This is a genomic window from Bdellovibrionales bacterium (assembly GCA_019750295.1).
Classification (GTDB): Bacteria; Bdellovibrionota; Bdellovibrionia; order Bdellovibrionales; family JAGQZY01; genus JAIEOS01.
Genome location: JAIEOS010000020.1, coordinates 48,887 through 74,750, shown reverse-complemented (window position 1 = coordinate 74,750; position 25,864 = coordinate 48,887). Strand labels below are relative to the sequence as shown.

The 25,864-nt window shown below is 46.4% G+C and carries 35 protein-coding genes; 16 read left to right on the top strand and 19 right to left on the bottom strand.

The window, feature by feature from the left end:
* Window positions 1-84: 84 nt before the first annotated feature.
* The 10 genes from K2Q26_05580 to K2Q26_05535 form a co-directional block, all read right to left on the bottom strand.
* Window positions 85-612, bottom strand: coding sequence for a M23 family metallopeptidase (locus tag K2Q26_05580; GenBank protein MBY0314968.1), 528 nt, complete (start codon window positions 610-612; stop codon window positions 85-87).
* Window positions 585-1,823: a serine hydroxymethyltransferase gene (locus tag K2Q26_05575; protein ID MBY0314967.1), complete on the bottom strand. Its 1,239-nt coding sequence runs from the start codon at window positions 1,821-1,823 to the stop codon at window positions 585-587. Before K2Q26_05575 ends, K2Q26_05580 begins: the two co-directional genes overlap by 28 nt.
* A gap of 25 nt (window positions 1,824-1,848) precedes the next feature.
* The gene (rpiB, locus tag K2Q26_05570) at window positions 1,849-2,268 is read right to left on the bottom strand and encodes a ribose 5-phosphate isomerase B (protein MBY0314966.1); all 420 of its coding nucleotides are present in this window, start codon (window positions 2,266-2,268) and stop codon (window positions 1,849-1,851) included.
* Window positions 2,265-3,479, bottom strand: coding sequence for a beta-ketoacyl-ACP synthase II (fabF, locus tag K2Q26_05565; GenBank protein ID MBY0314965.1), 1,215 nt, complete (start codon window positions 3,477-3,479; stop codon window positions 2,265-2,267). Before fabF ends, rpiB begins: the two co-directional genes overlap by 4 nt.
* 68 nt (window positions 3,480-3,547) lie before the next feature.
* Complete coding sequence (acpP, locus tag K2Q26_05560; GenBank protein ID MBY0314964.1) at window positions 3,548-3,784, bottom strand: acyl carrier protein; 237 nt, start codon at window positions 3,782-3,784, stop codon at window positions 3,548-3,550.
* 55 nt (window positions 3,785-3,839) lie between these two features.
* A complete protein-coding gene (fabG, locus tag K2Q26_05555; GenBank protein ID MBY0314963.1) occupies window positions 3,840-4,580 on the bottom strand; it encodes a 3-oxoacyl-[acyl-carrier-protein] reductase in 741 nt (246 codons plus the stop codon).
* 2 nt (window positions 4,581-4,582) lie between these two features.
* Window positions 4,583-5,554: an ACP S-malonyltransferase gene (gene fabD, locus K2Q26_05550; protein ID MBY0314962.1), complete on the bottom strand. Its 972-nt coding sequence runs from the start codon at window positions 5,552-5,554 to the stop codon at window positions 4,583-4,585.
* A 1-nt stretch (window position 5,555) separates the two neighbouring features.
* Window positions 5,556-6,542 carry a ketoacyl-ACP synthase III gene (locus tag K2Q26_05545; GenBank protein ID MBY0314961.1) on the bottom strand — a complete coding sequence of 329 codons (987 nt, stop codon included), beginning with the start codon at window positions 6,540-6,542 and terminating at the stop codon, window positions 5,556-5,558.
* A gap of 14 nt (window positions 6,543-6,556) precedes the next feature.
* Entirely contained in the window at window positions 6,557-6,694 is a 138-nt protein-coding gene (gene rpmF, locus K2Q26_05540; protein ID MBY0314960.1) for a 50S ribosomal protein L32, read from the bottom strand.
* A gap of 104 nt (window positions 6,695-6,798) precedes the next feature.
* Window positions 6,799-7,263, bottom strand: coding sequence for a site-specific integrase (locus K2Q26_05535; protein MBY0314959.1), 465 nt, complete (start codon window positions 7,261-7,263; stop codon window positions 6,799-6,801).
* Window positions 7,264-7,420: 157 nt separating this feature from the next.
* Between K2Q26_05535 and K2Q26_05530 the strand changes: the two genes are divergently transcribed.
* From K2Q26_05530 to K2Q26_05515, 4 genes are all read left to right on the top strand, one after another.
* Window positions 7,421-7,990 carry a hypothetical protein gene (locus K2Q26_05530; protein ID MBY0314958.1) on the top strand — a complete coding sequence of 190 codons (570 nt, stop codon included), beginning with the start codon at window positions 7,421-7,423 and terminating at the stop codon, window positions 7,988-7,990.
* A 331-nt stretch (window positions 7,991-8,321) separates the two neighbouring features.
* Window positions 8,322-8,846, top strand: coding sequence for a hypothetical protein (locus K2Q26_05525; GenBank protein MBY0314957.1), 525 nt, complete (start codon window positions 8,322-8,324; stop codon window positions 8,844-8,846).
* 3 nt (window positions 8,847-8,849) lie between these two features.
* Window positions 8,850-9,527 (top strand): 5'-methylthioadenosine/S-adenosylhomocysteine nucleosidase, encoded by a 678-nt coding sequence (locus tag K2Q26_05520; GenBank protein ID MBY0314956.1) that lies wholly within the window; start codon window positions 8,850-8,852, stop codon window positions 9,525-9,527.
* A gap of 47 nt (window positions 9,528-9,574) precedes the next feature.
* On the top strand, window positions 9,575-10,597 hold the full coding sequence (locus K2Q26_05515) for a hypothetical protein (protein MBY0314955.1): 1,023 nt from the start codon (window positions 9,575-9,577) through the stop codon (window positions 10,595-10,597).
* Here K2Q26_05515 and K2Q26_05510 read toward each other — a convergent pair.
* Window positions 10,594-11,457, bottom strand: a complete 864-nt coding sequence (locus K2Q26_05510) for a mechanosensitive ion channel (protein ID MBY0314954.1) — start codon at window positions 11,455-11,457, stop codon at window positions 10,594-10,596. The genes K2Q26_05515 and K2Q26_05510 overlap by 4 nt on opposite strands.
* A gap of 125 nt (window positions 11,458-11,582) precedes the next feature.
* Here K2Q26_05510 and K2Q26_05505 point away from each other — a divergent pair, with 125 nt between their 5' ends.
* The 3 genes from K2Q26_05505 (at window position 11,583) to K2Q26_05495 (ending at window position 13,085) form a co-directional block, all read left to right on the top strand.
* Window positions 11,583-12,236 carry a hypothetical protein gene (locus tag K2Q26_05505; GenBank protein MBY0314953.1) on the top strand — a complete coding sequence of 218 codons (654 nt, stop codon included), beginning with the start codon at window positions 11,583-11,585 and terminating at the stop codon, window positions 12,234-12,236.
* A gap of 140 nt (window positions 12,237-12,376) precedes the next feature.
* The gene (locus tag K2Q26_05500) at window positions 12,377-12,814 is read left to right on the top strand and encodes a response regulator (GenBank protein MBY0314952.1); all 438 of its coding nucleotides are present in this window, start codon (window positions 12,377-12,379) and stop codon (window positions 12,812-12,814) included.
* Window positions 12,815-12,833: 19 nt separating this feature from the next.
* On the top strand, window positions 12,834-13,085 hold the full coding sequence (locus K2Q26_05495) for a peptidylprolyl isomerase (GenBank protein MBY0314951.1): 252 nt from the start codon (window positions 12,834-12,836) through the stop codon (window positions 13,083-13,085).
* Between the two features lies 1 nt (window position 13,086).
* Here the strand turns inward: K2Q26_05495 and K2Q26_05490 are convergent, their stop codons facing one another.
* From K2Q26_05490 to K2Q26_05475, 4 genes are read right to left on the bottom strand one after another with little or no spacing between them, the layout of a single operon-like run.
* The gene (locus tag K2Q26_05490; GenBank protein MBY0314950.1) at window positions 13,087-13,929 is read right to left on the bottom strand and encodes an MlaD family protein; all 843 of its coding nucleotides are present in this window, start codon (window positions 13,927-13,929) and stop codon (window positions 13,087-13,089) included.
* Window positions 13,916-14,536 (bottom strand): paraquat-inducible protein A, encoded by a 621-nt coding sequence (locus K2Q26_05485; protein ID MBY0314949.1) that lies wholly within the window; start codon window positions 14,534-14,536, stop codon window positions 13,916-13,918. The genes K2Q26_05490 and K2Q26_05485 overlap by 14 nt, the downstream gene beginning before the upstream one ends.
* Before the next feature lie 4 nt (window positions 14,537-14,540).
* The gene (locus K2Q26_05480; GenBank protein MBY0314948.1) at window positions 14,541-14,978 is read right to left on the bottom strand and encodes a DUF2059 domain-containing protein; all 438 of its coding nucleotides are present in this window, start codon (window positions 14,976-14,978) and stop codon (window positions 14,541-14,543) included.
* 42 nt (window positions 14,979-15,020) lie between these two features.
* Window positions 15,021-15,701, bottom strand: a complete 681-nt coding sequence (locus tag K2Q26_05475) for a hypothetical protein (protein ID MBY0314947.1) — start codon at window positions 15,699-15,701, stop codon at window positions 15,021-15,023.
* Window positions 15,702-15,868: 167 nt separating this feature from the next.
* On the opposite strand from K2Q26_05475, the gene K2Q26_05470 reads away from it, so the two are divergent.
* The 3 genes from K2Q26_05470 to K2Q26_05460 all read left to right on the top strand — a co-directional run bounded on the left by K2Q26_05470 (window position 15,869) and on the right by K2Q26_05460 (window position 17,683).
* Window positions 15,869-16,510 (top strand): hypothetical protein, encoded by a 642-nt coding sequence (locus K2Q26_05470; GenBank protein ID MBY0314946.1) that lies wholly within the window; start codon window positions 15,869-15,871, stop codon window positions 16,508-16,510.
* Window positions 16,510-16,848: a cyclic nucleotide-binding domain-containing protein gene (locus K2Q26_05465; GenBank protein MBY0314945.1), complete on the top strand. Its 339-nt coding sequence runs from the start codon at window positions 16,510-16,512 to the stop codon at window positions 16,846-16,848. Before K2Q26_05470 ends, K2Q26_05465 begins: the two co-directional genes overlap by 1 nt.
* Before the next feature lie 70 nt (window positions 16,849-16,918).
* Window positions 16,919-17,683, top strand: coding sequence for a choice-of-anchor D domain-containing protein (locus K2Q26_05460; protein MBY0314944.1), 765 nt, complete (start codon window positions 16,919-16,921; stop codon window positions 17,681-17,683).
* Between the two features lie 16 nt (window positions 17,684-17,699).
* Here K2Q26_05460 and K2Q26_05455 read toward each other — a convergent pair whose 3' ends face one another.
* Window positions 17,700-19,277 carry a VTT domain-containing protein gene (locus tag K2Q26_05455; GenBank protein MBY0314943.1) on the bottom strand — a complete coding sequence of 526 codons (1,578 nt, stop codon included), beginning with the start codon at window positions 19,275-19,277 and terminating at the stop codon, window positions 17,700-17,702.
* A 98-nt stretch (window positions 19,278-19,375) separates the two neighbouring features.
* On the opposite strand from K2Q26_05455, the gene K2Q26_05450 reads away from it, so the two are divergent.
* Genes K2Q26_05450 through K2Q26_05440 form a run of 3 tightly spaced genes read left to right on the top strand, consistent with a single transcriptional unit; the run spans window position 19,376 to window position 21,826 of the window.
* Entirely contained in the window at window positions 19,376-19,804 is a 429-nt protein-coding gene (locus K2Q26_05450; protein MBY0314942.1) for a hypothetical protein, read from the top strand.
* 2 nt (window positions 19,805-19,806) lie between these two features.
* Window positions 19,807-20,214: a DoxX family protein gene (locus K2Q26_05445; GenBank protein ID MBY0314941.1), complete on the top strand. Its 408-nt coding sequence runs from the start codon at window positions 19,807-19,809 to the stop codon at window positions 20,212-20,214.
* A complete protein-coding gene (locus tag K2Q26_05440; protein ID MBY0314940.1) occupies window positions 20,195-21,826 on the top strand; it encodes an aminotransferase class V-fold PLP-dependent enzyme in 1,632 nt (543 codons plus the stop codon). Before K2Q26_05445 ends, K2Q26_05440 begins: the two co-directional genes overlap by 20 nt.
* An 8-nt stretch (window positions 21,827-21,834) precedes the next feature.
* Here K2Q26_05440 and K2Q26_05435 read toward each other — a convergent pair whose 3' ends face one another.
* Both K2Q26_05435 and K2Q26_05430 read right to left on the bottom strand, forming a co-directional pair.
* Window positions 21,835-22,386 (bottom strand): hypothetical protein, encoded by a 552-nt coding sequence (locus K2Q26_05435; GenBank protein ID MBY0314939.1) that lies wholly within the window; start codon window positions 22,384-22,386, stop codon window positions 21,835-21,837.
* A gap of 98 nt (window positions 22,387-22,484) precedes the next feature.
* The gene (locus K2Q26_05430) at window positions 22,485-22,877 is read right to left on the bottom strand and encodes a hypothetical protein (protein ID MBY0314938.1); all 393 of its coding nucleotides are present in this window, start codon (window positions 22,875-22,877) and stop codon (window positions 22,485-22,487) included.
* A 276-nt stretch (window positions 22,878-23,153) separates the two neighbouring features.
* On the opposite strand from K2Q26_05430, the gene K2Q26_05425 reads away from it, so the two are divergent.
* The 3 genes from K2Q26_05425 to K2Q26_05415 all read left to right on the top strand — a co-directional run bounded on the left by K2Q26_05425 (window position 23,154) and on the right by K2Q26_05415 (window position 25,108).
* On the top strand, window positions 23,154-23,564 hold the full coding sequence (locus K2Q26_05425) for a hypothetical protein (protein MBY0314937.1): 411 nt from the start codon (window positions 23,154-23,156) through the stop codon (window positions 23,562-23,564).
* A 75-nt stretch (window positions 23,565-23,639) separates the two neighbouring features.
* A complete protein-coding gene (locus K2Q26_05420; GenBank protein ID MBY0314936.1) occupies window positions 23,640-24,245 on the top strand; it encodes a hypothetical protein in 606 nt (201 codons plus the stop codon).
* Window positions 24,246-24,397: 152 nt separating this feature from the next.
* Entirely contained in the window at window positions 24,398-25,108 is a 711-nt protein-coding gene (locus K2Q26_05415; protein MBY0314935.1) for a hypothetical protein, read from the top strand.
* Here K2Q26_05415 and K2Q26_05410 read toward each other — a convergent pair.
* The gene (locus K2Q26_05410; GenBank protein ID MBY0314934.1) at window positions 25,079-25,813 is read right to left on the bottom strand and encodes a hypothetical protein; all 735 of its coding nucleotides are present in this window, start codon (window positions 25,811-25,813) and stop codon (window positions 25,079-25,081) included. The genes K2Q26_05415 and K2Q26_05410 overlap by 30 nt on opposite strands.
* Window positions 25,814-25,864 lie beyond the last annotated feature (51 nt).

Genomic DNA, 25,864 nt, shown 5'->3' with positions numbered 1-25,864 from the left:
AACGAAAGGGGCAGAGTGGGGCTGATGGAAAAAAATGGACGGCAATGTGGCAAAAAACCCGCTGATGGCCGACGACTTTAATAATTAATTGGAACCAATCTTAAGATTATCGTTGTAAAAGTAAATCATCGGATCGATCGGGACATGACTCCGGCGTATTTCGAAATGCAGGTGATAGCCGGTGGAGCGACCCGTGCTTCCCACATAACCGATCACATCGCCTTTATTCACCCACTTGCCTTGCTCGACCGCGTAGGTATTAAGATGCCCATAAAAGGTTGCCCAGACCTTACTGTGCTCAATAATGACCAATTTTCCAAAGCCTTTGAAGCGTCGGCCTGCATACGTCACCCATCCGGATTCCGACGCAAGGATGGGTGTGTTTTTGTCCGCACTGATATCAATGCCCTTGTGTTTCTTTTTAAATCCTCGACCTAAACGTTTGAAGGTTTTCAGAGGGAACTGAAAATTCATCGCCGAGCTGTCGACGGCCGCGTCCTCGACGGTATCCGGAACTACTTCCTCTTGCGAATTGCGAGTGGCGCACGCCGTGAACGTCACCACGGCGCCAAGAAAAACGAATTTTAAGAATAAATTGGAAACTGCTCGCAAAGCTCTCTCACTTCGTTTCTGGTTTTCTGAATGACACTTTCATCGGCTGGATTCTTAAGTACGGTGGAAATCCAGCGAGCCACTTTTTTCATTTCCTGTGGCCCCATATTTCTCGTCGTCAATGCCGGTGTTCCGATGCGCACGCCGCTCGTCACAAAGGGACTGCGCTTTTCATTGGGCACGGTGTTTTTATTCACCGTAATGCCCGCGCGATCGAGAACATTCTCCGCATCTTTACCTGTAATATTTTGCGCCGTCAGATCGAGGAGAAGCAAGTGGTTGTCCGTCCCCCCAGTGACTAAATTAAACCCTTCAGAGAGAAGACCCTCGGCCAGAGTTTTCGCATTTACGATAATGTTTTTCGCATAAACCTTAAAGTCAGGCTTTAAGGCCTCTTGAAAAGCCACAGCTTTAGCAGCGATAACGTGTTCGAGAGGTCCACCTTGAATGCCGGGAAAAATCTTGCTGTTTACTTTTTTAATGTTCTCTTCGGTGGTGAGAATCAATCCTCCGCGGGGTCCCCGCAAAGTTTTATGGGTGGTCGTCGTCACGTAGTCCGCGTAGGGCACCGGATTGGGATGAGCGCCTCCGGCCACGAGCCCTGCGAAGTGGGCCATGTCGACAAGAAGTTTTGCACCGACGGCATCGGCAATCTCGCGGAAGCGTTGAAAGTCTAAAATGCGCGGATAAGCGCTGTAACCCGCAATGATCATCTTTGGACGCGTTTCTTTAGCTTTCGCCATTAAGGCATCGTAATTAATGAGATGAGTTTCGGGATCTAATCCGTAAGAAACGATGTTAAATAAAATTCCGCTAAAGTTCACCGGAGAACCGTGGGTTAAATGACCTCCATGAGAAAGATCCATTCCCAAAACTGTATCTCCCGCTTTAAGTTCGGCGAGGTAAACCGCCATATTTGCTTGAGATCCTGCGTGAGGCTGGACGTTGGCCGCAGCCGCACCGAACAACTGGCACGCGCGTTCAATCGCTAATGTTTCTACCACATCCACATACTCACAACCGCCGTAATATCTTTTTCCCGGATATCCCTCGGCGTACTTATTGGTGAGGACCGAGCCTTGCGCCTCCATCACGGCCGGCGAGGTGTAGTTTTCAGAGGCGATCATCTCAAGACCGAAGCGCTGGCGCTCAAACTCTTTTTCGATAGCGTTAAAAATTTGGGGATCAACGGACTGTAAATGCTTTTGCATAAGGACCTACTTTTTTTAAAGTGTATTACGTCGATTTTGATAATTTTTCCACACGATCCGCGTGACGGCCACCTTCAAAAGGGCTCTTGAAAAATATATCTAAAATTTCAAAAACAGTGTCTTCGGCGAGCAGACGGGCCCCGAGGCAAACGACGTTGGCGTCGTTGTGGCGGCGAGCTAATTCTGCCGACTCTTTCGACCAGCATAAAGCCGCTCGGATATGAGAATAACGATTGGCTCGCATGCACATTCCTTGGCCCGAGCCACAGATTAAAACTCCAAATTGCCCCGGTTTTAGCGTTTGAGCGAGTTGATCCGCAAAGTCTGGATAATCCACTCGGTCTTCGTTTTGTGGACCAAGATCAATCCATTCATGATCTCGCTTTTCGATAATTTTATTTTTAAGAGAGAATCCAGCGTGATCAGAGGCGATGAGTATCTTCATATTTTCGAGAATATCACACAGGCGTTCGTGCCACCAAACCCGAAACTGTTATTGAGCACGTGCTGCATTTTATGTGGTCTCGGTCGGTGAGGCACATAGTCTAAATCGCAGTCATCCGACGGATCATCAAGGTTAATGGTCGGAGGTGCAATTTGATGTTTGAGGGCCAATAAACAATAAACGCTCTCGATAGCTCCAGCGCCACCTAAAGTGTGACCCGTCATACTTTTCGTACTGCTCACCAAGAGTTTTTTCGCATGGTCGCCAAAAACGTGCTTTATGGCCGCGGTTTCTAGCCCATCTCCCACGGGAGTGCTGGTTCCATGGGCATTAATGTAATCGATGGATTCCGGGCTTAATCTCGCCCCTTTAAGGGCCATCTTCATCGCCAGCGCCGCGCCTTCGCCTTGAGGCGCAGGGTTGGTCATATGATACGCATCTGACGACACGCCATAACCGGTAAGTTCGGCGTAGATTTTAGCGCCCCGTCGAGAGGCATGCTCATAATCTTCTAAAATGAGTACAGCTCCACCTTCGCTTAAAACGAAACCATCGCGATTGCGATCAAAGGGCCGACTGGCTTTGGAAGGCTGATCGTTGCGCGTTGATAATGCGCGCATGGAAGAGAAACCCGCCACGGCAAGGCGAGTGACCGCCGCTTCCACTCCGCCAGCAATCATCACATCACAAGTTCCTTCGCGAATGTACTTGGCCGCTTCACCAATGGAGTGAGCGCCCGTAGCACAGGCCGAAGTGACCGCGAAATTAGGGCCACGCAATCCGTGACGGATAGAAATATGTCCCGAGGCCATGTTGATAATCACTTGAGGAATAAAGAAAGGCGTAATGCGACTTGGACCGCGATTGAGATAAACTTCCGTTTGATCTTCGATGGATTGAAGGCCACCGATTCCCACGCCCACGATCACTCCCGTGCGCGCGCGAAGAACCTCGTCCTCCGCAAACTTAAGTCCGCTGTCTTTGATCGCATGTTCCGTCGCATGCAGAGAGAACTGAACAAAGCGATCCATTTTTTTCTGTTCTTTTTTCTCGATGATGGTATTGGGGTCGAAGTTTTTCACCTCGCCCGCAATCTTCACGTCGAATTTTTCGGAATCAAATTGGCTGATGAGTCCGACGCCGGACTTTCCTTCCATTAAGGAATTCCAGTTCTCATCAATGGTAAGGCCTAAAGGAGAAATGATCCCCATTCCGGTAACGACAACTCGTCTTTCTGCAGTGATGGGTCTTGTAAACACGCTCACGGGGATCTCGAGGATTAAGCTTTACCTTTAGTTTTTAAATAAGAAACAACGTCGTTGACGGTCTTAAGCTTCTCAGCCTCTTCGTCAGGAATTTCGATGTTGAATTCTTCTTCCATCGCCATAACAAGCTCAACGATGTCGAGACTGTCTGCACCTAGATCATCGATAAATGAAGCTTCGGATTTAACGCGTTCAGCGTCTACACCGAGTTGTTCTACGATCACTTCTTTAATCTTTGCAGGAACTTCCATTTATGACTCCTTCGTCAATTACCTAATTATTTTATTAAAAAATACTTTGTATAAACTACATGTATAGTCCACCGTTCACACTTAATGTATGTCCGGTGATATATCTAGCTTTATCACTCAGTAGGAACGCCACAGCATATGCGATATCCTCTGTTTTTCCAAGGTCTTGCAACGGGACCTTGCGCAAAATGCCCTCTTTCTGTTCAGGCGTTAATTTATCTGTCATATCGGTCACAATAAATCCCGGCGCGATGCAATTGACACGAATGTGACGCGAGCCCACTTCTTGAGCAATCGATTTCGAAAACCCTTCGACACCGGCCTTACTGGCCGCATAGTTGGCTTGGCCAGCATTACCGGTTTGCCCGATCACACTTGTGATATTTACGATGCTCCCGCTGCGCGCTTTCATCATCAATTTAACGGCCACCTTCGTGCAGAGAAATGTACCTGTCAGATTGGTGCGAATCACTTGAGTGAAATCTTCGGTCTTCATGCGGAGAAGAAGCTGATCTTTCGTGATGCCTGCGTTATTCACGAGTCCATCAATGGTTCCAAACGCTTCGACGGCTTGATCAAACGCTGTTTGTACGGAGAGCTCATCATCCACTTTAAGAGGTAAAAGGATATGCCCGGAGCCGGGGAGGGACTTCAAAACCTCTTGCGCTTGCGACTCAGAAGCGGAATAGGTGACCGCGACCGCAGCGCCTTCTTCGGCAAGATGTTTCGCGATACCTGCGCCAATGCCTCGGCTACTTCCGGTGACAATAATTTTTTTGCCTGTGAGTGATCCCATTTTTAGCCTCCGCCCGAAACCAGGGGTGCAGTTTCAAATAATTTAATATCTTCGATAGAATTGATGTTAAAGATGATGCCGTCGGGATTCGTTTTCTTTAAAAGACCCGCGAGAACTTTTCCGGAACCGCATTCGACATAAGGCTGGGATCCATGAGTGCGCATGTACTCTAGGCTTTGAGTCCAGCGGACAGAACCGGTCACCTGACGAATGATGTTTTGCTTTAAGTCTTCCGGAGACATCACCGGCTTTGCGGTAAAATTTTGAACGATGGGCCAAAGGGACTGAGCAAATGAAATATCTTTTAGGAAAGTGGCCATTTTCTCTTCGGCCGGCTTCATCAAAGAGCAGTGGAATGGAGCTGAGACCTTCAGCGGGATAAACTTCACTCGTTTATTGATCTGCAATTTTTCCGCATTAAAATTCGCTCGGAGCCATTCGCAAATTTCAGCCGAGCCACTGACAACTGTCTGATCAGGAGCATTGAAGTTGGCCGGCTCCAGCGGACTTAGCTTCGACTCCTGCATCGCCCACTGACACACTTTTTCGACCTCTTCGGGAAGTAGGCCCATCACAGCTAACATTCCACCTTTGCCCACGGGTACAGCCTCTTGCATGGCCTGGCCGCGAAAGCGCACAGCTTTTACACCGTCGGATAAAGACATCGTCCCCGCAGTCACTAAAGCGGCGTATTCGCCCACAGAATGGCCCGCACTCAGTTCCACACGCATTTCGCGAATGGATTTTAAAACTTGAAACGTGGCCACCGAAGTGGTGAGAAGAGCGGGCTGAGTGTTATGGGTGAGCGCTAAAGTCGCCTCATCCCCTTCGAAGCACATTTTTTTGAGATCGACGTGAATGGCATCCGAGGCCTCTTCAAAAACATTACGAGCCACAGAGAATTCTTCGCAGAGAAACTTTCCCATGCCCACGTGCTGACTGCCTTGGCCCGGAAACAAAAAATGAAATGACATATTAGAACCTCATAAGGACGCTGCCACTCGTCAGGCCAGCGCCAAAGGCGGTGAGAAGAACCACGTCACCGCGCTGAATTCGACCATCACGAACAGCCGTATCGAGAGCTACAGGAACTGTAGCGGCAGATGTGTTACCCATATCCGCAATTTTTAAAATGACTTTATCCATGGAGATATCAAAGTGTTTGGCCACAGCTTCGATAATTCGAGTGTTCGCTTGGTGCGGAATCACCCATTGGACTTCGTCCTTGCCCATTTTGTTATGATCAAGGGCAATCTGGCAGCAGGAAGACATGGTGCGAACGGCATGTTTAAAAATTTCGCGCCCTTTCATCGTCACAAATCCCAGACGCTGATCAAGGGTCTCTTTGGTGGTCGGAGTTTTCGATCCGCCCGCAGGGATCACAAGAAGATCTGCCAGCTCGCCTTCCGCAAACATATGTGTACTGAGGATTTGGCTTTGGCTCTTCTCAGGTGCACGGCTCAAAATCGCACAGCCCGCAGCATCTCCAAAAAGAATCGCGGTTTGACGATCTTGGTAGTTCACCAAATTGTGCAGAACCTCGGCGCCGACGACGAGAACATTTTTATACTGTCCGGTTTTAATGAATTGATCAGCCACGGAAACTCCGTAGACAAAACCGGAACAGGCCGCAGACAAATCAAAAGACATGACGTTTCGAGCTCCGAGTTTGCGCTGCAGTTCGCACGCAGCACTGGGCATGATGTAGTCGGACGTTAATGTTCCGAAAATAATCATGTCTAAATCTTCTGGCTTTAAACCCGCCTGTTCCAGAGCGGCGCGGGTGGCGTTGAGAGCAAGATCACTTGGACCAATCCCAGGAGCGGCGATACGTCGGGCTTCGATCCCTGTTCGCTCGACGATCCAGTCATGGGATGTCTCCATGATTTTTTCTAGATCGTAGTTAGTTAGTTTTTTTTCCGGAAGAAAACTTCCGGTACCTGAGATGTAGGATCTATACATGAAGGGTGAATCGCTTACGCTTGAGCGGTGACGACTTCTTTACCTTTATAGTATCCACATGAAGGGCAAACATGATGAGGCTTCACCGTTGCACTGCAGTTCTTGCACGCGATTACGGTTGTCGGCACTAATGCATCGTGTGCTCTTCTCATTCCAGTTTTTGAACGGCTCATGCGTTTCTTGGGCGTTGCCATAGTTACCTCTGTTTGAAATTGAGGTGCTAAAATATAAAATTTCCCAGGAAAATCAACTAATATTATAAGATTAAGCGGCGAAGTTCGGTCTGCGAATACACATAGTCGGCGTAGATCATGGTATTTGTAATATTTCTATGACCCAGTGCGACCTGAAGCAATCGAATATCCTTCGTTTTTTTGTACAATCGAATGGCAAAAGTATGGCGCAGGCAATGGAACTTTTTGGCCACCGGTCGGTAATCGCACCAGATTTGTCGCAAGCGATGATAGGTGATATCGAACAAAAACTCTTCGGGCTTTTTCTTGTGCGCGTACTCTTCCACTTGCTCAAAGAGCATCGGATCAATCGGTAGTTCGCGGTCGTCAGAACCTTTGAGGCCCGTGATAAACACCGACTGATCGTAGGGGTTGAGATCCGACTTCTTGACGTTGAGGAGCTCCTGGGCCCGGGCTCCGGTCTTTAAAGCCAAATGGATGGCTAGGCAATTTCGCGGCTCGTCCTTGCGATAACGGGTGAGAAGCATTTCGAGATGATCGTATTCAGGATCGAGGAGATATTTGTTTTTATTGAGGGAATAGCGACTGGACACCCCCTTAGGATAGGGAGGGCGTCGGGGTCCTGCAACTACTTTTGAGAGTGTTAGTTTTATAATCTATCGAGACGAGATTGCCTTTTTAGAAATGCCGTTGGATACCGCTGACATGGGTCAAATTGTTTTGGGAACGTTTTTGGGATTTGTTTTCTTATTATCATCCAGTATCGCTCAGTCCGATGCTTCATCACCTCCATCTATCGAAGGAGTGTGGATCGAAGTGGTCTCCGGTTGCGATCTTCATCTTCCTGAGGACCAAGTGAAAAACCTCGCCCAATCGGGCGGCAATAGCCATTACTTCTCGACGATTTTACGCCTGCAAAATGGAACGTATTCCTCCGAGTTTTTTGCCGGCGTTGGCTGTAAAGAGGAGTACTCCCAGTTCCAAAGAATAGACGGGGACGACAATCAATATTATTGCGGAAGTCCGGTCAAAAGCGAAGGCCTCTATAAACCGTTCGGGAATGCCGGAATCTACTCCTTTGAAGGTTCGAGAACCACCATGGATCGAGGCGCTTACGAAGCTCTCGGGGTGGACCAAAAAACTGTGGTGGTGCGAATGATCGGAACCACCATGATCTTTGAGCAACGGGGTACGCAACAGTGCTTGAGTGGAAAAACCTTGGTTCGGTACTGGATTCCGTACCCCATGTCCTGATTAAAAATTAAGCTTTTCAAAATCGAAAAAAGCCATACCTAGACATCCCCCCAACCTCTCGCGCCGTAGAGGCCATTTTAAGAGGTCCAAACTCGTTATTTAATATTACCTAATAATATCAATTACTTAATACTTAATATTATAACTATAAGTGTAAATTTAGATCTTTAAACTTCGGGAAGGATCTGAATTCCAGCTTATTTAGAATTATTTCAGATCCTTAATGTTTTGCATAACTTTTCCAAGGATCCCCATTTTGTATTTTACAACTACTTATATTCTATTTAACAATATATTAATTGTAATATACAACGTCAAAAGAGGTGTTTATATGGATCTGGAAAACAACACGGAAAATGATCGGCTTAAACTGGTGAAGCCTTTAGAGACCTCCAAAAGAGCCCAAAGCTCACAAAGGATGAAGTATTCCGCAGAAATCACGTTGATTAAAGAGAAGTGGGGAGATCTTGAAGGCATCCGGCAAAGGCTCGGCCTCAGTCAGCGCAAAATATCCCAGCTTTTAATGGTGGATCCGTCGGCATGGACTCGATGGACAAAGCATGGAGACGAAGCTCCTCCCCATATTTACCGCTCTTTAAGTTGGTTTTTAACTCTCCACGAAAAGCATCCGGAAGCTCATCCTTACTTTTGGCTAGCAGGCGTGTCTCAACCGAAGATGTCGGATTTAGAGCTGACAGATATTAAAAATAAACTTTCATGGGAACTTCGCAGAGATGTGAGTCGCTCGGTGCAATTAGAGCTGCGAAACAAGATATTGGTTCGCGTTTTAGCTCTTCAAGGATTATCCTTACTATTGATCCTGTCGGCTGGGCTTTACCTAATGTACTTAAAGTAATTTATGGCTTTTATCGCTCTGACTCCACTTCGAATTGAATATGACGAGCTCGCACTGGCCCTTAGGACCAGTTTCTCCTCGGAAGAGACCCAGTTAGGAAAGCTTCCGGCCACTTTTTTTAAAGAGTTGGGGCTTTGCCTTTCCATCGGCGGCCATGGAAAAACCCAGTTTGCCTTACAAACTCAGTATGCCATTGATCATTTCCCTCAAAAGATCTCAGCTGTGCTTTGCTGTGGCGGCGCGGGGAGTTTGAGTGACGCGACCGATGTTGGTGATATCATCGGGGCCACTCGCACGATTGAACATGATTTCAAATTAAGATTTATTCAAAAACCATCTCCAGAATTTCCAGGGGCGAGCTTTCTTTTAGATAAACTCCAGAGCATGAGCTATGCGGGTTTTAGGATCCATTTAGGGGCCATCGCGAGCGGAGATGAGGACATTATCTCTCGTGAGCGTCGCGACGAGCTCGCCCAATCCTCGGGATGTATAGCTGTGGGGTGGGAAGGGGCGGGAGGCGCGAGAGCCTGCGCTTTTAATCAGATTCCTTTTGTCGAATTGCGCGGAATTACCGATAGCGCTACAAGCTCTGCGAACACGGACTTCCGGAAAAATATTAAAGTTATTTCTCATAATCTTTCCGTTGTTCTTGCTCAACTCGTCTCTACACCCAGCCTTTAAATTGTTTTTATAATGTTTTTCTTCCTCTGAGACCTTATACTCGAGTTGTGGGACAATACTTCTATTCCTTACTAATCTTCACGCTGAGCTCCTACTCGCAGGCCGCCGTGCGCACCGAGATGGCCGAAGATCTAGACTCCTTTATTAATGAATACGAAGATTCTCAAGATTTTGTACCGCTCAAGAACGAAGAGCTCTCCGTTCTGCAAACTTTAGATTACATCCACGATGGTCTTTCGGAAGAAATCACTGAAAATGCAGAACGGATTGACTCTTTTTTCGTGAATGAGAGAGTGATCGACGGGAGAAACCAGACCAACTTGCGTGTTTTAAATACCGCCTCTGTTATTGAGCACCAGGGGTTTAAAAATAACGCCGACGTTCGTTTGCGCTTGCGACTTCCCCAATTGCAGGAAAAAGTTCAGTTTGAATTAGGTCAGCAAGTCGACGAATACTCAGCCCAAGGCGGAAACACCGGAAGCTTACAGAACTCCCCTCTGCGAAGTCAGGATCGGGCGACGCGAGCTGGATTCTCGTTTTTTAAAGATGTTCTCAGTCTAAAAAGTAAGTTTACGGCGGGGGCGAGATATCGCAATGGCTTTGTCCCTTATGGGAATTTTCGACTTTCTCGAGATATTGCATTCAATCGACGCACGAAGCTCACTCTGATTAACGATTTTTTTGGGGACACAGATGACAGAACGGGAGATCGTTTTACGGCCTACCTCGATTACAGTGTGAACAAAAAGCTTTTATTCCGTTTGATCAACGAGGCCATTTATCGTGACTTGGATCATACGTTTTTAACAACCAATGGCTTTGCTTTTTTTCATGAACTTTCCAAACGTCGTTCCATGTCTTACCTGGCGACAGTGAATGGTTTAAACCCCACGACGGCGTCGACGTTCCATGCGAACAGTTACCAGGCCTACGTGACCTATCGTCAACTCGTTTATAAAAACTATATGTTCTTCGAATATTCTCCGGGAGTCTCATTTCCCCGGGACCGTCAATTTGATACCCAGTTAGAGTTCTATTTCCGGATCGAAATCATCTTTGGAAAAGTTTAAACTTTGGGTGCCGGTGGCGGTATCAATTGGGTGATTGGGAAAGGGATCTCAATTCCATTTTGCTTAAAGGCGTCATGAATCGCCATAATGCCTTGGTGTTTTACCTCAGGGAAAGTTCTGTTGCGTTTATAATCAATCCAGACTTCGGCTGAGAGATTGACGGAACTTGCGCCGAAATCGGTGAAATGCACACTGACCGGGATTGATGGGTCTCTTCCCTCTAGCGTTTCCAGGGCGTTGGTCGTCACTTCGACGACTTTTTTAAGATCGGAATCGTAGGCCACACCCACAGCAATAGAAACTCGTCGATAAGGGGAGTAGGTGTAATTCGTGACCACCTGAGTGAGAATATTTTTGTTAGGTATTAAAATGTCCTGACCATCAAATGTTCTGATCATTGTTGATCGAAGTTCGATCTCTTGAACTTCACCCATATTTTTTTCGATCTCGATCACATCACCAATTTGATAAGGTTTTTTAAAGGCGATGAGAATTCCCGAAAAGAAATTCGCCGCAATATCTTGAAACGCAAAACCGATAACAAAAGTAATGATTCCCGCACCTGTGAGCAAAGAGGTCACGGTTTTTTCGAGATTTAATATTCCCAACGCAATAAAAATGCCCACCAAAACCACAGCCATCTGTAGACTTGAGGCCATAAGTTCATTGAGCGCCCGGTTGATAGAAAATCGCTCTAAAAAGCGACGCCCGAGCTTATGGACAAATCGGGAGAGAACAAAGAATCCAGCGACGATGATGGCGGCAACGATGATATTCGGGAGCGCGGCCACGGATTCATGAAACCAGAGTTCGATCTTTTTGACTAAAATTTCTAATGCTGAGGTCATAGTGATTTCCATGATACTTCCTTATTCCTAGGAATTACCAAACTTCTCTCAAGCTGTCGTAACTTAATACAGTGTGACAACTGCGTTGTTCCCACCCGTGCTTGGAGTTAGACTCCGGGAGACGGAAGGAGCTTTCGGTGCAGAAAAAAAAGGCGATCGAATTTATCAATCAAGAAGGAATACTTTTGGTTTTTCCGATCAAAAATGCGAAGGAGCCCTTGTCCCTCTGGTCTCAATTCTACCCGCGTAAAGAAATGCGCTGGGAATGGTCCGAAGACGGTGATGATCACGTGGCCGAGCTCTGGCACCTGATGAAGGAACTCTCCGCTCGAACCGACATCGTTTACGGCAAATGGTTTCGCGGGCGAGCGACTTTTTTCTCTCGCGAAGTGTTCACAGCTCTCCTCAAAATTCTTAAGACCACAGAAATTGAGGAGCAGGGGATACCTCGCACGGCCGCACAAATTCTTGAAACGTTAAAAAGCAATTCGCCCATTTCTACTCGCGACATCAAAAAAGAGCACGACCTGCAAGGGCGCGATAACGAACCTGAATTCAATCGTGCGATGAAGTACCTGTTCTCTCGCCTTTTGATTGTCGGCCACGGAGAAGTTGACGACGGCGCTTTTCCATCCCTGGCCGTTGGAGCCACCTCTTTGCTGTTTGAAGATCTGTGGCGAGAGGCCAAGGAACTTTCGGAGGCGTCGGCGCTGAAAACATTCCACCGTCATTTTGAAGAAAAAAGTCTTATGCAGAAATTTGTGAAGAATTTGCTTCTTATACCTCGATAAACGGATGTTCAAAAAGGACTACCATTCTTTTTGATCTGACAATTCCAGTTTGGTTTGGAACAGCTGAAAACTCGCCTTGTTTGTTGCCGACAATGGGTTTAGGGTGTTAGACAGCTCTCAACGGAATGTAGGAGGTTCGTATGGATGCAAAGCCAATTCTTTTGGTCGAGGACAATCTTCAGGATGAACTTCTGACCCTACGTGCCCTTAAACAAAATAAGATTACAAACGAAGTGATCATCGCTCGCGATGGCGCGGAAGCCGTGGATTATTTGTTTTGCACCGGGAAGTATTCCGAGCGCAATCCCGACATCACTCCCCAAGTTGTTTTACTCGACATTAATTTGCCGAAGATGGATGGACTCCAAGTTCTTGAGCGAATTCGTGCCAGCCAAATCACGAAGAGACTGCCAGTGGTGCTTCTCACCACATCCAAAGAAGAAAAAGATGTGGCCACAGGTTATAATCTGGGCGCCAATAGCTACGTTCGTAAGCCTGTTGATTTCTCCCACTTTACAGAGACCGTGAAAAGCCTGGGAGAATACTGGTTAAAGTTGAACGAAGTCCCTCCCCGATAAAATGGCGACGCTCAATCTCATGCACATTCTCACCCAACACCGTTACGAAGCCGAAGATCTTCTACTCCGACTGAAACGAGGTGAAGACTTTAATGAGCTCGCTCGTAAATACTCTCAGTGCTCATCAAAAGAGGTGGGCGGGGATTTAGGGAGCGTGGATCCAGCAAGACTCGATAGCGATTTTGCTGAAATTGCTGAGCAACTTAAGATCGGTGAGTTCTCATCAATCGTAAGAACCCGATTTGGACATCATATTATTCTGCGCTACTAGGCTACAATGAGGGATTCCAACTGATCCAATCCTTTGGAGGATTTTCCTGGAGTACGAATCTCGTTTTGGCCTCCGCCACTCCTGTCGGATTATTCGGAGTGGCCATGTCGATCCCACCCTTTAAAAGAGTTTCAAACGAGTTCACTTTCACTTCTCCTCCGAGGAGACCCATTTTGGCGTGAACCGCCACCTTCCGCCAGAAGGCTGTATTTTTGTGAACAAACTTGGAGTATCGTTTTTCAATATTAATTTGAATATCAACCCCTTGACCCTTGCTATCCAACTTGACGGAAGTCACAGAGCCCACTTTAACTCCACGAAAGTTGACCGGATCGCCGACATCCACGGAATCGGCCAGGGGCGAGGTCAATGTGTAGGCCATTGTTCCCGAAGGTGAGTCTTTTTCGTCTAAAGTTAAACCATTAAACTCCTTCTTCGGCTGGCCAGAGCCTTGTTCGATTCGAATGTAAGGACCTTTAAACAGGGTTTCGAGTCCGCGAATTCCTTCAAAATCCACCTGAGGTTGAACGATCCAAAATTTGGTCCCCTCAACCGCGAGATGACCTGCTTCGCGATTGAGGCGCGCCTTAACAACGATCCCTTGAGTGTCCTCCGCAAGGACAACCGCCTCCACCTTTCCGACGTTGACGCCACGAAATCGCAACGGAGTTTTTTGAGCCTCCACCGCCGAAGCATCGCTAAAGTGAAGGGTGATCATTGGACCCCGCTTCTGATAGTAGTCGAAGATTAAAAATGCAGTAATTCCCACCGCAAACAAAGGAAAAAGCCATACGGCGATATCCATTAAACTTAAAGGGATTTGTCTTACTTTATTTTCTTTCACTGGGAATATCCTTCCAAATTAAACGAGGGTCAAAGCTGGCTGAGGCCATCATTGTAAAAATCACGACAAATGCAAACATCAAAGAGCCCAACTCTGGTCGCACGTAGGTCCAAGGATTGATCTTCATAATCGCGACCAAAACTGAGAGCAAAAAAATATCTAACATCGACCACCGACCGATACTTTCGATGAATCTAAAAATTTGCGTCTTTGCTCTTGCATTGCGCTCCGTGGATCGGGTGATGGTGAGATAAAAAAGCAGGATCAGTTTTACAAAAGGGATGACGATGCTCGCGAGAAGAACAATGATCGCGATAATCCATGATCCACTTTCACTTAAAGAAACAACGCCTTGCCAAATCGTGGAACTGGTTCGGTTTCCATTGAGCTCTACCGTCATAAACGGGAACATGAGCGCTGGAATGTAAAGAACCAGTGCCGTTAGGCTAAAAACTAATGTGTGCCGAGTGGATTTTCCGTACCAACGATCTATATGATGACCACAGCGATCGCAATGCAGTCCTTGTTCAAGAGAGTTGTCATAGGCGATGGGTTGGTGACATTGGTCGCAGAGATAGAAGGAATTGTCGGTCAATCGAGTTTCCATACGTTTATTGACTGAGTTTGCCTTCCACGGATTTTATAAACTCGGGCATCTTCGCTGACACTTTCGCTTGCCCCAACTTCATCCCTTCAGAAAACAAGGTCGGCATTTGTAAAAGAGCTTTTTTACCCACCGGCGTTTGATAGAATTTATTGATTTCAGACACCTCGGCTTCGGTGAAATACTTTTTGTAAAGCTTTTTCATTTCCGGCTCGAGCTGCTTCCACCCGACATTATCCATGTAAAATTTGGTGAGCTCCGGACGGATTTTTTGCAGCACGGGATTCGATTCGCACTGCATGGCGACCATATTTTCAATCTGTTTTTTCTGAACCGCCTCCATATCCATCGATTTAAAGAGCTGATCGACCGCTTTGTCGTGGGTGGATTGCGCAACAGCGGAGACGGTGGCGAGTATTCCAAAAATTAAAATCATTAATTTCATAAATAGTCCTTGGGTTAAAACATCGAACGAATTTATCATTGGTTAGTTTGTCGATTTAATCAAGGGCTTGTGAGCCGTAAAGATAAAAACCGACGCCGTGTAGGGGAGGAGCAGACGTGATGCAAACAGCTCTCCTTTTTGCGCAGCAAACGGCATTTTCTTTCCACGCTCTTGATAGATTTTTTCGACCTTGTCCAACTGAATCTCCAAGGGCCAATCTTTGATGAGCAGGCGAACTTCGGCGCCCAACTGATTCTCATTGAAGAGACCAGTAAATGCGCGACTGGCTTTCTCTCCCTTACTATAGGATGTCCAGGACTCCGACTTGACCGCTGCGCCGGCAAGAGTGGGACCCCAGTCGACAGATCCGATGGAACTGTGATTTAAAAATGTCATTGTCTTTAATTTTTCCAAAGGAAAATCTCGACGGACTGCCTGTAAAATAAGCCCATATCCGTGCCACAGAGGCCCTGTTTTAGAAATCGCTCCACAACTGTTATCAAAAGTTAAGATCACTTCATCGGATGGCGTAAGGGCGGCTCGTCCTAACATTAAACATTTGGATTGGACTCTGTACTCAATGGCTTTAACCTCTCCACTTGATAACGGAATCTCCCGACGCTCGGGGAGCGGATCTGCAGGCATTTCCAGTTGAGACGTCTGCGCGCACGAAAGCGTTGTCACGAAAACTATAATTAAAGCTAGCACACCAAAAATTTTCATAGGCACCTCTGTCATCTCGATAGCACAGCCCACGGTACTGTTTCCCTAAAAAAGATCAATTTGGTGTGTCACAGGCCAAATCTCAGGAATTTAGGGCGAACTAGACTTGATGAGGCATCTAAAGGAGCGGTATTCTTGAATTGGCGGCTTGCCGCATGGAGGTCCCTGTGTTTTTCATCATGACGATTGCTACAATTTTTAGCATAGCCCAAGCCAATTCATCCGCGCAGTTTCGCTGCTATAAATCACTGAGCGACTTTTCGGATGTGCAAACCATTTTTGCAAATGGGACTGCGGGAATCCGGCGAATCAACGCTCAAGCTTTTCAAATTATTACAGCACAAGGGATTCAACAGTGCGAAGTTCCCGCGAACGCTCCCGTGGTGACCGGCGGAACGGCCTCAACAGGTCCGTTCTATCTTTCTCTGAAAAGCAATGGTCGCGTCCATCACTTAGCTTACGGAGAAAATAGTTCGGTGGTTGATCCTCAAGAGGCTGCAAAAAACAATTCACAACTGGCGAGTTGCCGTGCCCTGAAGGGTGCGAGTCTCACTAAAGAGTGGAAAGCCCTTCTTGACGAGAAGATCACAAAAAGTCGTCTTGAGTGTGAGCCGCCTTCCGATCGGGGCATGAGCCGCTCTCAGAGTTGCTTGCTGGATTTCGCCGCCGCCGTGCAACCTTGCACAACGGTTGCAGAAGTCCGAAACGAGGCGCGCGAAATTCAAAGAGCCGCGAGAGCCAACCATAAAACTCGTGAAGCTAATATTCCCAAGTCAGCCCCTGCGGCCCCACCATCCGTGGAGCAGTGATGTCCGAAGTTATTTCTCTCAAACAAAATGAAGTTTTGTTTAAAGAAGGCGATTATCCTGATTGTATGTACATCGTTCGATCGGGTGCCGTGAGCATTTACGTGATTGAGCATAATCGAGAGAAAGCGCTCACGCTGGTTGGCCCCGGAAATCTAATTGGCGAAATGGGGCTTTTTGATAAAGGTCTTCGCAGCGCCAGTGCGAAAGCTATTGAAGACAGCGAACTTGTGAAGCTGCCGTACTTTCAGCTCGAAAAACAAATGGAGCTTTTGCCAGAGTGGGTAAAAATCACCATGAAGTCATTGTCTGAAAAGCTCCGCGTCGCCAATAAAAAATAAATATTAATTCCAGCGTTAACTCTTGATTCCTCGAAAACCTTCGTCAGACTGAATTCACTCGGAGGTTTTTATGAATTTACTTCTTTCTCTCCTATTAACGACCCACATATCGAGCGCCGCTTTGAGTATCGCTGGGGGCGAAAATGTAAGCCTCGGGAAAGTGGTGGCCGGCCAAACACAGAACACGAGTGTGGTTCTGGTCAATACTTCAAATGAATTTGTAGTTCTAAACACGATTTACATTGGATTTACTTTCGAACAGATTCTCTTCCTCGACAAAGACTTTCCGGGGACGGGCGGAACTTGCGAGTATCAACTTCAACCGTTCCAGTCATGCACCTTTATTGTCGCGTTCTCCCCAAATGCGATCGGTAAAACGGTCTCAACATTTATTAAATTCTCATACACGGCTGGAAACCAACCGCAAAGTCTCCAACTGACTTTAACGGGGCAAGGAATCGCTGAGGACGCCCCGATGGAGCCTAACCCTATAGTGCCCGGCCTCCTCGTCCTCGAAGCAGACTCCGTGAATTTCGGACTCCTTAAGAAAGGAACAGTGTCCACACGAGTGATCACTATTTCTAACTCTGGCGGATCGACCCTCAGTGGAATCGTTATTAAAGACTTACAAACGCCTTTCGCCTTTCCAGGAGGAGATTATCCGGGCACCGCCGGGAGCTGCGGAGCCACTCTTAAACCGAATGAGAGCTGTCAGATGCTCCTTGAGTTTCAACCTTCGGAGGCAGGTGTTTTTACCAACTCTTTAACGCTCCAGTATTTTGATGGAAACTCGGTTCAAGCCGCTGAACTTGAGCTTTTGGGCCGAGCCAAGTAATTCCGACGCAAGTATTTTAAGAGGATACGGAAAGTTTTTCTTTGCGCAAAATCTGTGAAAAAAAATCTCTAAGGAAAGCTCTCGCGCTCACATTGGCTTCGATATTTTTTTCTCTTACGGCTTGGCCAATCAAAAAAAGATGCTCCCACTGCTGAAAGAGAGTTTGGTAAGCTTCCGAAAGTGTTGTCGAGGCATCCCAGATATGAGTGGCTTCCGAACCCGCGCCATTGATCTCAACAATTTGGAAGTTTTTGCCCTCTTTAAGTCGTTCCGCCGACTCGTAGCGGAGGTCGATACGCCCAAAATAAAACTCAGGAATATCTTTAACGACCTCCTCTATCGCCTGGAGTAGCGCGGGGGTCTTTAAATTCTTCCCATTATAAAAAATAGCCCCCTGACAATGATTGCCACATTCGCTGAGTGTGAAGACTTCTCCGGGCCGAAGTACGCGATCCAGCTCCACCCTGTGCCTTTCAAAATAGACCGACGCAATAATTCGAGCTCGTTCATCCTGAAGAATTAAATCTCCCAGCTTTGTAACTCCATCACCCCTAACCGATGGAAATTCTTTATCCGTGATGGAGAAAATTTCGCCGCGAGGTTTTCCAGGATACTTGATATAAAATACGCCGGCTTCGCGTGAATACTTACTTTTCTCTTGAACAATCAAATCAAAATGTGATTGTGCAAGGTACCCCTCTACATCGTCCCACGATTTAATCCATCTCACCGCAAAACCTCTTTGTCCTACATCAGGTTTTAAAATCCAGGGAAACTCGAGTCCCAGTTTTTGCACTTGCAATTTCACAGTCTCCAAAGTGACTGGAGCAAAGAGCTGACAAGACTTTAAGGTGTAGGGTGCCGCTAAGGGGAGATCTTGCAGAAAGTCCCACTTCGATTCTCCAACAATACCCCCATTTAAAATTTTCGGATTCGCATAAAACGGGGTGATTAGACTTCGAGTTTTAAAAGACCACTTGAGATAATGGGGAATCATCGGAAGATAAAAAAGCCACGCGGGCCAAAACTCAAAAGATCGCCATTTGAGCCAAGAGGACTTCCACGCCTTGCGCGCCCAAGGATCAGTGCCAAGGATGAAGAGGCGGCGCAGGGTCGCCATCAGAACTAATAAACCAATAACGATCAGTGACCAATGCAACTGACCTTGTCCAAGGAGTAGACGACCGCCGGCAAAAGTGGCTAAAACCCAAATCGCCACGCTGATGAGAGTCAGTCCCACAAAAGAGGGCAGAGAGTAGTTGAGCAAACCAGCACCAATGTAGGTGGGAAGCCGAGTTCCAGGAATGGCCCGAGAAACCACAATAGCCGTGGCTAGTTTTTGCCTTTGCTCTTCGTGAGAGAAATACCTTTGTGCTTTTTTAATCAGAGACCACGACCGGATAAAGTCAAATCGCGAGGCCCCTCGACCCAGTAAGAAGAGAATAATATCCCCTAAGGAAATGCCGAAAAAGCAGGCGAACCCCGCAAGGCCTAGTGAAATCTGACCTTGTTGAACCAGGGCAAGACTGCTGGCGATTGCGATATCTTCGAGAACGAAAGTTCCTAATACGATTCCCCAGAAGGTGCTGATCATACCAACAACGTAACACTAACTTGCTTTTTTTGTAACTTTTTATAAACCATGGCGTAATACCTCGTAGAGCTTATGGAGGTTCAATATGAGATTCACGATTGTTTTTTTTATTTTTATTCGGGTCCATCGCCGGTGCAGATTCAACCGCTAATATTCGAGACGGAGTACTACTTTATGGCTACGACCCGGTTTCGTATTTTAAAGATCAACCCAGTCGTGGTCAAAAAACGATTTCTTACGATGATCGAGGCCTACGATATTTGTTTGCTAGCGAAGAAAATAGAAGTGAGTTTTTAAAGAATCCTGAAAAATATCGTCCCGCGTACGAAGGGTGGTGTGCGACCGCAGTTGCCGGGGGCTATAAGTACGATATAGATCCTCTCAACTACAAAATTACAGACGGTCGTTTATACCTGTTTTATAAAGGCTGGAAGGGTGATGCCAAAAAGGAATGGGTAAAAAACGAAGCCGAGAGTATTAAAAAAGCAGACCAGTTGTGGCCCAAAGTCCGCACTTCTAAGGAGTAACAATGAAATATTTTTTACTTTCTACTCGAATCGTTGTGGCGGCAATCCTGCTTCAAACCCTGTTTTTTAAATTCACAGGAGCCGAGGAGTCTGTTTTTATATTTTCTTCTCTTGGGGCAGAGCCTTGGGGGCGCTGGCTCTCGGGATTTGCTGAACTCGCGGCCGCCGTTCTGCTTTTAATCCCGGCCACGCAGCTCTTCGGAGCGCTCGTTTCGTTAATGATCATTTCAGGAGCTATTTTAAGCCATTTGTTGATCTTGGGGATTATCGTGCAAAATGATGGTGGACTTTTATTTGGCTTGGCTGTAACCGTATTTATCGGTTCGCTGATGATTCTTTTTTTCAACAGACAGCAGCTTGTTCAAAAAATCATGGCCATTAAAAGTAAATATGTCAGAAAACAAATCTAATCCTCAATACATTCGAACGACAATCTATGAGTGCGACGCCTTCGAGGTGGTTGCCTGTGATTGGGAGAGGGGTGCCATTTCACCCATGCATGGGCACGGGGACAGCAGTTGCTCGGTTCTTGTCCAAGAGGGTCTGTTTGAAAACACGACCGCCTACGAATTTAAAAGCGAAGTCCAAGCGATCGAAAAGGGACAAACGTTTTTTACCCCTCTTGGTGCTCAGCACGAACTGCGATGCGTGTCCCAACGGGGAAAGACACTTCATGTGTATTCGCCCAAAATAGTTAAAGTCGATTCTCTGGTCCAATTTGTCCCGCAGTCCCCAGATGTTTTAAAGAAAAATTTGGATCTGGCTTTGACCTACGAGGGTAGCTCATACCAACACATTTTTAAAAACTTAGAGAACATTGAGAAGGCCTCCATCACCACCGACTCCCCATTTTTTATGAATCAGCTTTTTTCGGGAGTGTTTTCCCAAACAAGATGGGCAGAGAATACGTTACAAAAGACTCGAACGACCTTAGCCACCTTCGAAGCCAGCCCGGCTCTTTCGCTCATCGAGCAACAGGTCACCGATCAGCTCGGCGAACTCATCGGCTGGAAGCCCGAACTGCGTAGCGGAATTACGGTTCCTGGGGGAAGTGCCGCTAATTTTATGTCCATTCATTGTGCTCGCCAGAAAAAATTCCCAGACGCTCGTCGGGAAGGTATTGGAAATCAAAAAGTAAAACTTTATATTTCGCACGAGGCTCATTATTCGTTTAGAAAAGCTGTGGCCGTTTTAGGATTAGGCACCGACGCTTTAGTTTCTGTGAACACGGATGCTCAGGGTAAAATGGATGTTCGGCATTTAGAAGCCTTAATCGAGAAAGATCTAGCGAGCGGACACATCCCGCTTTATATTGGAGCCACAGTAGGTACCACCGTGTTTGGCGCTATTGACCCCCTCGAAGAATTAGCCGACATCGCTCGTCGTTACAAGATGTGGCTTCATGCCGATGCCGCGTGGGGCGCGCCCGCACTGTTCTCACAAAAGCTTAAACCGCGACTTAAAGGGCTGGATCAATGTGATTCTTTAACTTTTGATGCTCACAAGTTTTTTGGTTCGAGCCTTACAAGTAGCTTTTTCTTAATCCAACACCCTCAACTGTTACTCGAAGCCAACGACACTAAGGGCGGGGAGTACCTTTTTCACGAGAGTGAGACTCTCGACCGGGGGAGACTGTCCTGGCAATGTGGAAGAGGCGGTGACGTTTTAAGCTTTTGGACACTTTGGAAAAACTTAGGCACGCAAGGCATGACAGCGGCCATCGATCATATGTTAGATCTTCGGGAAGAATGCGTAAGGTGGATTCAAGATCAACCGCGCTTAATGCTCGTTCACGAGCCCGAATTTTTAAACATTTGCGTAGAAGTTTTAAACCCAAAAGGGGAGCACGATCCCTTGTGGTCAAAACATGTGCGCGAGCAGCTTCGCCTATCGAACACGGCAATGGTGAATTATTCAACGACGAAGACCAGTGTTCATTTTTTAAGATTAATCCTGGTGCATCCTCATATCCAGCTCCACCACTTAAAAGAACTTCTCACCGCGGCCCTCGCGGTGACGTGACACCATCGTTAGCTCAATGGCGCTGGAATAAAGTAAATGTAAAAATAGTGTTCTCCCGATTTACACTCTTGGGGATGTTGATATTTAAATTCTAGAACATCTCCCACGCGACGCACCTTCCAGTCGGTGAGAGTGCAGCCCCACGGATTATCAGCCACTCTCCGACAATCATTAGCCGAAGTATAAACATTATCGCCATCAAAGGTAATTCGACCGGAATTGGTCGCAGGATTTGCGCAATTGAACCAAACATTTTGATTATCAAAGGGGATAGCATCGTTACGCTCGAAATCCCTTTCACAGCGAAGACTGGGATAGGATGCCGCCGAGAAACCCTCTTCGGTGATGGTCATCTGCATGCGACGTCGAGAGGAGTTTCCCCCACCGTTATTGGAAAGATTTGCCAGTTCGGAAGAAGTGAGCTCCCGACATCCGTCACCGACGCGAGTCCAAGATCCTTGAGCTTCCTCAAACGTAATGGCACTGGCGGGAGCCGAATTTCCAGCGATGAAAAGACTCACTAAAAGCTTCAAAGTAATGGTCCCAAATCGAAAAGACATTGCCGGATTATAATGGGGAGGCCCCTTTAACTCCATGAGCACGCAAAAGCCCTGTAATATTTCTAGAACAGAGCGATCTTTCGACAGTGAGAGATTATTTAGAAGAACTCAGTGACATTAAAAACCACTCCCGTACCTTTAAACGAAAGGACGAAGGGTGGGTAAAAACTCGGAACAGTGACTCTTTCCGCGCGCTCGACAATGGCCGTCGTGCACATACTCAAAGGATCCCGAGACTCGACCGCTTCAACCTCAACTGTTTTGGCTTCAGGATTTGCTTCAAACTTCAAAACTTTGAGAGCCGAACATCCGTTAGAAAAACGAAATACCATATCGATGATCGAGCCATTAGTGATACACATCATCCCCTGAGGACAAAGAGGACTAACCGCAGTGATTTCTCCCGCCGCAGGAACTTCAAAAGACTTTTGAGGACTCGCGCTAACACCCATGGTCAAGACAACTATAAAACTGAACAATAAAGTTTTCATAAAATTCTCCCTATTCCGAGAACATATCCTTGAAACTCAAATAATTGAAATGCTAATTTTTTTCGAATTTCACTTCGACTCATTTCTTATGGAACCCTGACAAATTTGGTAAATTTAGGAAATAACTCTTGCGTGGTAACGGGGATATTTTTCACTGCGCCTGAGAGACAGGGTATTGGTTTTCCTTTTCAATCCTCGCTGTGCTACGTCGGTCAAATCAGTCAACCAACATAAACCCTGGCTTAGGATCCGCGTCAATTAAGAGAAGGAGAATTTATGAATTTAATTTTATCACTCATCATACTTATCGGTACAACATCGGCTTTCGCTGCAGACCATAGCAGTATCGAGATCTTGGTCCAAAATGGCACAAAGATTAAGATCGACTGGCTCGGCGAAGATGTGGATGAAAGTGAAGTGGAAATGGCCTGGGATATGGGTGGGGCCGAGGCGTTGATTAACGGTCAACTTTGCTTTAATGGAAACACCGAAGACGTTTCAAAAATTCTTTACTCCTTAAGCGATTCCGATTTCTTAGGAGATGAATTTTCGATTCGAAATGTGGTTCCAAAAAATGAAACACAAATGAGTTTTGAAGTCTACGATAAGCCCAATGACTGGGTCCATATGGAAGTTACGATCGGGGCTTGCTCCGATAAATTGTCGAATTCGAAGTCAATTCAGTAATAATCACAGGGGCGAGACACTCACATTGATGGGGAGAGCGAGATCATATACGTTGCAAGTGATCGAAGGTTGTTTATGAAACTCACGCTCTCCTTACTTATTTTTCTATTCTGCGCTCCTCTTTTGGCCAATGACAGTGATGGCAACGAAACTCCGCAAAAACCATCTATCTACGATGTTTATCAGGCCTGCGTGGAAGATCTTATGGACAACTGGGGTTTGACCTTCGAGCAAGCGGAAAAACGTTGCGCCTACCATTTAGATGAGGCGGGGAGTGAAACCTCCCTTCAACGCACTCTAGAACAACTCAAGTTGGCCCTCAACGACTCCCACGTGCGAATTGTTTGGATTGCAATTGGAGCGACCGCGGCATCGCGATGGTTATTTTTAAACACTCTACAGAAATTGGCATTGGCGACTGCAAAACGATCTGTACCGGCGTTGGCACTAGTGCCTCCGGAAGTTCTTCTCAACCTCTCAAGTCCGCAGTTCAGCTTAAGCCTCCCGGAGAATCGAGAGTATCCCGCCGCTATAGTTCAAAGATTTCTTGCACTTCCAGTTCAAGATCAAATGAACGAACTTCGACAAAATCCAAATTTTAAAAAATACATTTTAGAAATTTACGAAATGATAGAGACCCAAAGATTCATAATGCTTTACCAAAGTGGCCAGGCCACATAGGTCTGGTTTCATCGAAAACAAATCGTTCCTATAAGTTATATTATGTATCATCAAGTGTGTATCTGCTTGAAATGACTCAAATTATATTTTGCTAATTCAGCCTGGTCCAGGTCCTCATTTTCTTATTTCTTTTTATGAGTGATTCTATCGTTATGTTTAAAACATTCATTGGTCTTACTGTTTTTACCTTAGGTTTGAGTTGTCACTCTGGAACTCGTCATCTCGCCCAAGCGCCTCAGCCTCGAACACTCAAAATTCTCGCCCTGGGTGATTCCCTCACGGCAGGAGTCGCTAATAATGGAGGTTATCGTCCTCACCTTTACATTTTACTTAAAAATGCAGGGTTTTCGGTGGACTTCCTCGGATCGAATCAACAAGGACCACCGGATATGCCAGATCCAGATCATGAAGGGTACGGTGGGTATCGCATTGACCAACTCGGTCCAGTGGTCGAAAAAAGTTTAGGGACATTTAAGCCAGATCTCATTTTGCTGGGCGCCGGCGGTAACGACATTGCCCAAAACTTCAAATTGGATTCCGCTCATCAACGGCTTGTTTCATTGATTCGGAAAATTCATAAACTTTCACCCCAAGCGATCGTCATTGTTCAAAGTCGACCACCGAGAGCGGATCATCTCAATGCGAAAGTCATCGAATTCAATTCCAAGCTGCAAAAAGAAATCACTCGCGAAATGAAACATAATAAACAGCTCTATTTCCAAGATAACTTTAAGCTTTTAACCGCCGAAGACATTGGACCTGATGGGTTCCATCCCAATGACCGCGGCAATCAAAAACTCGCCGAAGGCTGGTTCAACGCGATCCAAAGAATATTAAGGACCTCTATTGAATTCTCGAATTAATCGAAACATGGAGACTGGACTCCACTGCTTAAACTCCTCTCTCGCGCCAAAACCAAACTGTATTTTGTATCCTTCGTCGAGAGCGAAATGCAGTTGGGGAATAATCTGGGTCCACTGCGCTTCGGAATGCCAATTTGAGGAATGATTCACTTCGAACCCGATGTCGATTTCGTCAGACTTATTATAGAACAATGTGATATTCCACCGAGGCGAGAATCCGTGGTCCGTTTCTAAAGCCCATCGCCCACCGATAAGGGCGATGGCCGAGAACGACGCATTCCAACGGTAGGCGATTATATAATAAAGAGTGCCTTCAGATTCAGAGAACGATTTGTCGGCCTCGTAAATCAATTGCAATCCGTGCAAATCATTTTGCTGAGGGTCTCCCCAAATCTTTTGCTGAAAAGCGACTTTGTAACTGTACAACGAATCTCCTAGCATTGGAAACTCGAGTTCTACCGCTCCTCCAGAATAAGCCACCCACTCGATCTCTGGAGCCCACTGAAACGCATCAAATCCCGAGTCTTTATGATAAAATAGAGAGTTCACTTCCCACTCTCCCCTCTTCGAGTTTAAATTTCGAACTAAGTCGATATATAGGGGCTCGGGAATTTCGCCCTTCGTTTCGTAGTCTTCGAAAGCCGTATCTTGAGCGAAAACCTGAAAATGAGAAAACAAAATCAATAAAAATAAAAGAAAACTCATAGAATCCACCTCTAAAGCAAAGTTATTATTCAATTTTTAACGGATGAGAGA